Genomic DNA, 6,717 nt, shown 5'->3' with positions numbered 1-6,717 from the left:
TGCTTTAACATTTATTTACCACCTTGCTTAGTCTTAATAAATAAATTATATAACAAAAAAAGCATATTCCCAATACTAAACGTATTGGAATTATACTTTTTAATTCTTAAAATAGAGTGAGGGCACTTTTTCAGTGGCCTCCTCGATTATGCTAGTTATTTTTTAAATATTCTTAAACACTTTTAGTATAATCCTTCAAATATTAATGAATATAATGGATTTTCTCTGACATATTCTTCAGCTTCTCCTTCTTCTAGTGCTTCTGTAAGTTCAATATTAATTGGCAGTTCTCCTATTAGAGGTAATCCTAGATATTCAGCATTTTCTTCTGAAGATTTTCTACTAAATACTCTTATTTTTTTATCACAATCTGAGCAGTTTATATAAGCCATGTTTTCTACTACTCCCTTAACTTTTACTCCTATCTTTTGAGCCATGATAACAACTTTCTTAACAATCATTGATACCATATCTTGTGGTGTAGAAACTATTACAATTTCATCAATTGGAAACTCTTGCATTACAGTTAAAGCTATCTCTCCAGTACCTGGTGGCATATCTATAAGTAAATAATCAAGTTCTCCCCAATTAGTTTCTATAAACATTTGCTTTAATACTCCTGTAATCACGGGACCCCTCCAAATAACAGGTTCATCTTCTACTGCTGTTAAAAGATTCATAGAAACTATCCGTATTCCACTTTCTGTCTCTACAGGCTCAAACTTTACCATATCATTTTCTAAAGGAATTATAGTTGCTCTTTTACTATTAACACCAAAAAACCTTGGCATAGATGGTCCTGTAATATCTGCATCTAAAACGCCTACCTTATAGCCTCTCTTAGCTAACATAGCTGCCATAATTCCAGTAACAGTTGATTTACCAACACCACCTTTTCCACTTATAACACCTATTACATTTTTTATCTTTCCATATCTAGGTATTAACTTTAAACTTTCTTCTTTACAGCCTTCTCCCTTAGATTGACATGTATCTTTACTTTTACAGTTTTCACAACTCATTATATTTATCCTCCTCTACCAATCTTGTGGTACTTTGTTAGGATCGCTTACTTTAATGTCCCAATCCTTATAATTATATTCTGCTGTTATATAATAACTTTCAAAGGACTTATCCTTCTTATTATTCACAGTTATTAAAGTTTTAAAAATTGTGCTATTATATCCTCTGTTTTTGACTTTAATTATTGTATCAAAGTCTTCAGAATTATTGTTTACTAAATCAATATTAGGTAAAGTTTTATTTAAACTTTTTCTAAAATGTTCTAAATATACAGAAAATATATATTTTAAACAATCTGTATCTCCGCTTATATCTAATCCAACCTTATTTACATTGGATAAAACATCTTTTTTATTTTCAATAACCTTTAATATTGATTGATAGTATATATAATTAAAATCTGTTGGTTTTCTTATAACTGAAAGATTTTGCATTATTGTATTCTCTAAATTCTTCGATACCAAAAAAGCTTTATCATCATCATAAAAATTTCCTGTACCACGCTCATTTGCTCCAACTACATAGTTATATTTTCTTACTTCATCCCCAACATATATTTCAAAAATATAATCTGGATCAAGAGAGCTTTTTTTAGAAACCTCACTACCTCCTGACAAAAGATTATAAATGTCATATATTGCCTTACTATCATTAATCACAAACCTAAATCCGCTATCTCTAACATTTTGTATTATTATCTTATCTACTTTATTTTGTTTTATATACTCAAATTTCTGATTTCTAAGATTCATTTTAACTTCTAAATTATTAATAAAGGTACAGCCTGAGAGCATCATGCTTGCAATTAATAGTGCAGTTAAAACTATAATTGAAAATTTATTGTTCTTCAATGTTCTTCTTCGCTCCTTTAAAAATCTTGTGCTTATTAAAAATAATAATCCCAAGCACTAAAGTAAATATTGAAATGAATTGTGATGTAGAAAGAACTCCAACACTACCTCTTGGATCATTTCTCAAAAATTCTACTAAAAATCTTCCTATACTATATATTATTAGGTATAACCCCATTACCTTCCCATTTTTTCTTTCCCTTTTACTATAATATAAAAGAACAAATCCTAATAAAAAATCAAAAATAGAAGAATAAATCTGCGTTGGATGAACATGTATCCCTGTTGGCGCAAGAGAATTTTTAGGAAATTCAACACCTATAGGCAATGTAGTTTCTGCACCATAACAGCATCCTGCTAAAAAACATCCAATTCTTCCAAATCCCTGAGCTATTGCAAGTCCTGGAACCATCATATCTAGCATTTCAATGATATTCCAATTCTTCTTTTTACAATATAAATACATAGCTAGAGCTCCACCACCTATAGCTCCATAAATAACAAAACCATATCCAAAATTTAATAATATACTTGAATCCTTTATAATATTCTTGAATTCAGTTATTATAAATAATCCTTTTCCTCCAAGCATTCCACCTATTATTGCAAAAATAATTAAGTTTAATAATGAATCTTCATCAAAACCTTTCTTTTTTGCCCTATTTATAAATAACGTTGCTGCAACTATTATACCAATTGCAATCATTAATCCGTAACTCTTTATCTGTATACCAAATATTTCAAACAATATGATTCTCATTATTCCCCTCCAAACATCAAATAAGTATCAAGGAGAAGCTAGTTTCTGCCTCTCCTTGATACTTAAATTATAATACTTATCCTTATCCTTGGCAAATTTTATTTGTCTTGTTTAAGATACCTTAACACTTGAAATAATAGTATTAAACATAGTCTTCATATTCTCCTTATAATCTTTTTCCTTTAGATTAAATAATATCTTTATTGTTTTACCTTCTTCTAAATTTAAGTAATAACATTCATTTTTAAAGTCATATCCATTCTTTATAGCTGTCTCATATTGTACTAATACTCCTGAATTATTAGAATTTTTAAAAGGCATTACCTCAGAATTATAATACTCCAAGTATTGATTATTTAAATCATTTTCTGCAAATACGCTTAGATCCTCTTTAGTATTTATTAATTCTACTAAACCATTAAGTTTATTATTTTTGTCTCTAAAATCTAATTTATAACTTACATATTCTCCTTCACTTTCTTTTTCATCTACAATCCATTCACTTGGCAATGATATAATGTGCTTACCTTCATTGAAATGATATTCCTTAAATTTACTTATTCCTTGGTTCATAAGAACTACTTGTTCAAAATCATTCTTAAAGAAACCCTGAGTTATGGCTAATATTAGCATTAATGATAACAATATTGACGTAACAATTACTTGCTTTTTATTCATAACAATTTTATTTCCTTATTTTGTTGGGATTACAATTGAAGAATTTTTAAAATCATAGAACATTAGCCAATATCCTTTACCATTTGCATTATCGCTAGTCCATGTTACGAAACCTGTTCTTCCACCATATGGTTGATCAATCTTATCTTTACTTCCTGGTACTGCATATACGATATATTTCATTTCCCCATTTCCATCACATTTATAACCTAATAAAAAATATCCTTCTTTACTAATGTAAGGATAATAATTTAGCATTGGATAATATGCCAATGTATATTTATTATAATTTGATTCATCAGATAAATCTTCTATACTATTTACATTCATTTTATACAATTTGCAATAATTTATATCAGCTAAACTTCCGTTATAGGGCTCAAAGTCTTCCGCAAGTTTTTCAAAATACTTACCTAATTCTCCAGTTATGTTAAAATTCTGTGTTGAAACTAGCTGTTGTTCCATATTGCCTAAATTGCATTTTTCTTTTTTCTTTACTACTTCTGGCTGCTCCATTATTAGATGAGTTGTTTTAGTTTGACATTCTGCATTCATCGGCCCTTTTGGACCCATTGGTCCTGTTGGTCCCATTGGTCCCATTTCTCCTGTTGGTCCTTTGTCTCCTGTTGGTCCCATTGGTCCTATTTCTCCTGTTGGTCCTTTGTCTCCTGTTGGTCCCATTGGTCCTATTTCTCCTATTGGTCCCTTTTCTCCTGTTGGTGCCTTTGGTCCTATTTTTTTAATTTCATTTTCATATTCATCAAAATCTATTATATCTAACCTATCCAACCGATCTACTGTATCAATTTCATTTAATTTGTCTAATTTAAAGTTTTCTTCTATTCTCTTAGAGTTGCTTTGAATATTATTGAAGTCTTGTCTCTGATTTCTACATTTCTTTTCTATTTTAAATTTTTTCCACTTACAATCACAATCTTTCTTGTCTTTTATAAAACCATAAATTATAACATCTTCATGTACATTGTTTATCATTAAATCTATTACGCCATCATAACTATCCAATTTTTTAGCTAATTTATTAATAGTATCTTCTATATTCTCAATTTTCTCACATTTATCGTGTTTCTCACATTTCTTAGGTTCTTTACACTTATTTCTATCTTCATCTAAAGTATTTATAGTTTCAGCTATATTTTGGTGATTTTCAGGCACTATATTCTGATGATTTTCAGAAATTCTATTTTGTTTCTTATCTTCCACGTTAGAATTATCTTCCACGTTAGAATTATCTTCATTTAAAACACCTATTTCTGTGTTCCCTTTAGGCTGAAGATTAATTTCATCTTTCTTACGCTCAGCTAATACATTTTCTGATTTAGATGTTTCTATAATTTTAGTTTCTAAAATATTTGATTTTGATGTTATAGGTTTATCAGCTATACCTAAACTAGAAATATCTTTCTTTTTAGGCTCTTCATCCAATTTATTAATGTACCTTTTAGAGTCTATCTTAACAATTTTAAATTTTCTCCAGTTATCAGTAGAATCTTCTCCATTCATAAATCCGTGCATTATAAACTCAGTTTCATTATCCTTCACCTTACAAATTGCAGCTCCAGATATTTTTTCGTAAGATATTCCAAGTCCAGCTATGTTATTGACATAGTAGTCTTTGCTGACATCTCCCTTTCCAACTTCATTTATTGCCAAAGGTCCTAAATCGATTAGTTGTTTTAAATCCCTTTTGCAACAGATAAGTACCATAGAATAATTATCTCCTTGTCTAAGATTTTGGGCATAAAAAGATACCTTACATTTATCACCTTTTGCCTCAACCTTCGCATATCCAGACAAAGCTTTATCATTAGAATGAGAATATCCTCTTTCATCTTCCTGTAATATTATAAAGTTTCTATATAATTTATTATGTGCCAACCCTATATTCCCTCCACATACATTTATTCCATATATTATATGCTGAGGAATTACTATTATGATTTAATTAAGGTTCAATGCCTTTAATCTGTGATTTTTACATCATATATACTATCTGCCAATGTTGCAAATTCTTGTACTGTTAGTGTTTCAGCCCTTCTCTTAGGGTCTATTCCTGATTTTTTAAATGCCTCTTCTAATTTTTCTTTATTTACTTTAAGTGTCTTTGTAGCATTCCATAAAGTCTTTCTTCTCATATTAAACCCAGCCCTTACTAATTCAAACATGAGCTCTACATCCTTAGTTTTAACTCTTGGTTTATCTAGTCTATCTAATTTTATTACTATAGATTCAACCTTTGGTCTTGGAATAAATGATGTTGGTGCTACTCTTCTCACTATACTCGTATCACAGTAATATTGTACCAAAACAGACAATGCACCATATTCTTTGCAATCTGGCTTAGCATTAATTCTTTCTGCAACTTCCTTCTGTATCATGATAGTTAAAGATTTAAAATTATATCCATCTTTTAAAAGTTTAAGGATTATAGGTGTTGTAACGTAATATGGAAGATTAGCTACAAGTTTAACACTTTTCTCATCTCCTATAAGTTCATTAAAATCTACTTTAAGTGCATCTTTATGTATTAAATTAAAATTCTCATTATCCCCCAATTCTTTTTCTAGAATGGGAATTAAGTCATTATCTAATTCTATTGCAGTTACCTTCTTTGCTTTTATTAAAAGCTGAGCAGTTAAAGTTCCTACTCCTGGACCAATTTCTATAATAAAATCTTCATTATTTACTTCTGCTCCATCTACTATATCGCTAAGTACTGAATCATCAACTAAAAAATTTTGACCAAGACTTTTTGTAAACTTAAAATTATACTTCTTAACTAATTCTTGAGTTTTTATATCTTTTAGATCCATTTATTTCTTACCTACTTCCAATTGTTTTTCAATTTCTTCTATAGCATTAGTAAATTCTTCTTTTGTTATTCCATAATTATTTAATCTAGAAATCATTTGAGTTGCATTGCCATATCCTATCCCTAATATTTTACCTAACATGCGTCTTCTAACCTTTGATGTGCCATCTCCAGTAAGTTTAAAATAGAACATATCTTGCATAGTAAAAAACTCTTGTTTTTCTATCTGTGTTATTTTAGCCATTTCAAGTGCTTTTAAAATAACCTCCGGGCAAGCATTTTCAACTCCAATATCCCCATTTTTAAGTCCATCTTCTTTTGCAATATATGCATGCTTTATGCCCTTAACTCTCTTAGATATTATTCTTCTTATCTTCTCACCTGCAAAATCTGGATCTGTTAAAACAATTACTCCTTTTCTTTTTTGGGCTTCTTGTATTCTTGCAATTACCTTTGCATTTATTCCGAAGCCTCCAACAGCTATTATTTCTGCCTCTAAAGCCTTCTTTACAGCATCAACATCGTCTCTACCTTCAACAACGATTACTTCTTTTATCAATATTCTACTTCCTTTC

The 6,717-nt window shown here is 29.4% G+C and carries 7 protein-coding genes; all 7 read right to left on the bottom strand.

The window, feature by feature from the left end:
• Positions 1-182 precede the first annotated feature (182 nt).
• Positions 183-1,022, bottom strand: coding sequence for an Mrp/NBP35 family ATP-binding protein (locus LLF98_RS15215; RefSeq protein ID WP_291705095.1), 840 nt, complete (start codon positions 1,020-1,022; stop codon positions 183-185).
• Positions 1,023-1,037: 15 nt separating this feature from the next.
• Entirely contained in the window at positions 1,038-1,874 is an 837-nt protein-coding gene (locus LLF98_RS15210; RefSeq protein ID WP_291705093.1) for a hypothetical protein, read from the bottom strand.
• On the bottom strand, positions 1,861-2,634 hold the full coding sequence (locus tag LLF98_RS15205) for a prolipoprotein diacylglyceryl transferase (protein WP_291705091.1): 774 nt from the start codon (positions 2,632-2,634) through the stop codon (positions 1,861-1,863). The genes LLF98_RS15210 and LLF98_RS15205 overlap by 14 nt, the downstream gene beginning before the upstream one ends.
• 111 nt (positions 2,635-2,745) lie before the next feature.
• Complete coding sequence (locus LLF98_RS15200) at positions 2,746-3,312, bottom strand: hypothetical protein (protein ID WP_291705089.1); 567 nt, start codon at positions 3,310-3,312, stop codon at positions 2,746-2,748.
• Positions 3,313-3,327: 15 nt separating this feature from the next.
• The gene (locus LLF98_RS15195) at positions 3,328-5,208 is read right to left on the bottom strand and encodes a hypothetical protein (RefSeq protein WP_291705087.1); all 1,881 of its coding nucleotides are present in this window, start codon (positions 5,206-5,208) and stop codon (positions 3,328-3,330) included.
• Between the two features lie 83 nt (positions 5,209-5,291).
• Positions 5,292-6,143 carry a 16S rRNA (adenine(1518)-N(6)/adenine(1519)-N(6))-dimethyltransferase RsmA gene (gene rsmA, locus LLF98_RS15190; RefSeq protein ID WP_291705085.1) on the bottom strand — a complete coding sequence of 284 codons (852 nt, stop codon included), beginning with the start codon at positions 6,141-6,143 and terminating at the stop codon, positions 5,292-5,294.
• Complete coding sequence (gene rnmV, locus LLF98_RS15185) at positions 6,144-6,701, bottom strand: ribonuclease M5 (RefSeq protein WP_291705082.1); 558 nt, start codon at positions 6,699-6,701, stop codon at positions 6,144-6,146.
• Positions 6,702-6,717 lie beyond the last annotated feature (16 nt).

The sequence above is a fragment of the Clostridium sp. genome, assembly GCF_021372645.1.
In the GTDB taxonomy this organism is placed as follows: Bacteria; Bacillota; Clostridia; order Clostridiales; family Clostridiaceae; genus Clostridium.
The sequence above is the reverse complement of the archived record's forward strand: the minus strand, read 5'-3'. Positions and strand labels throughout refer to the sequence as shown.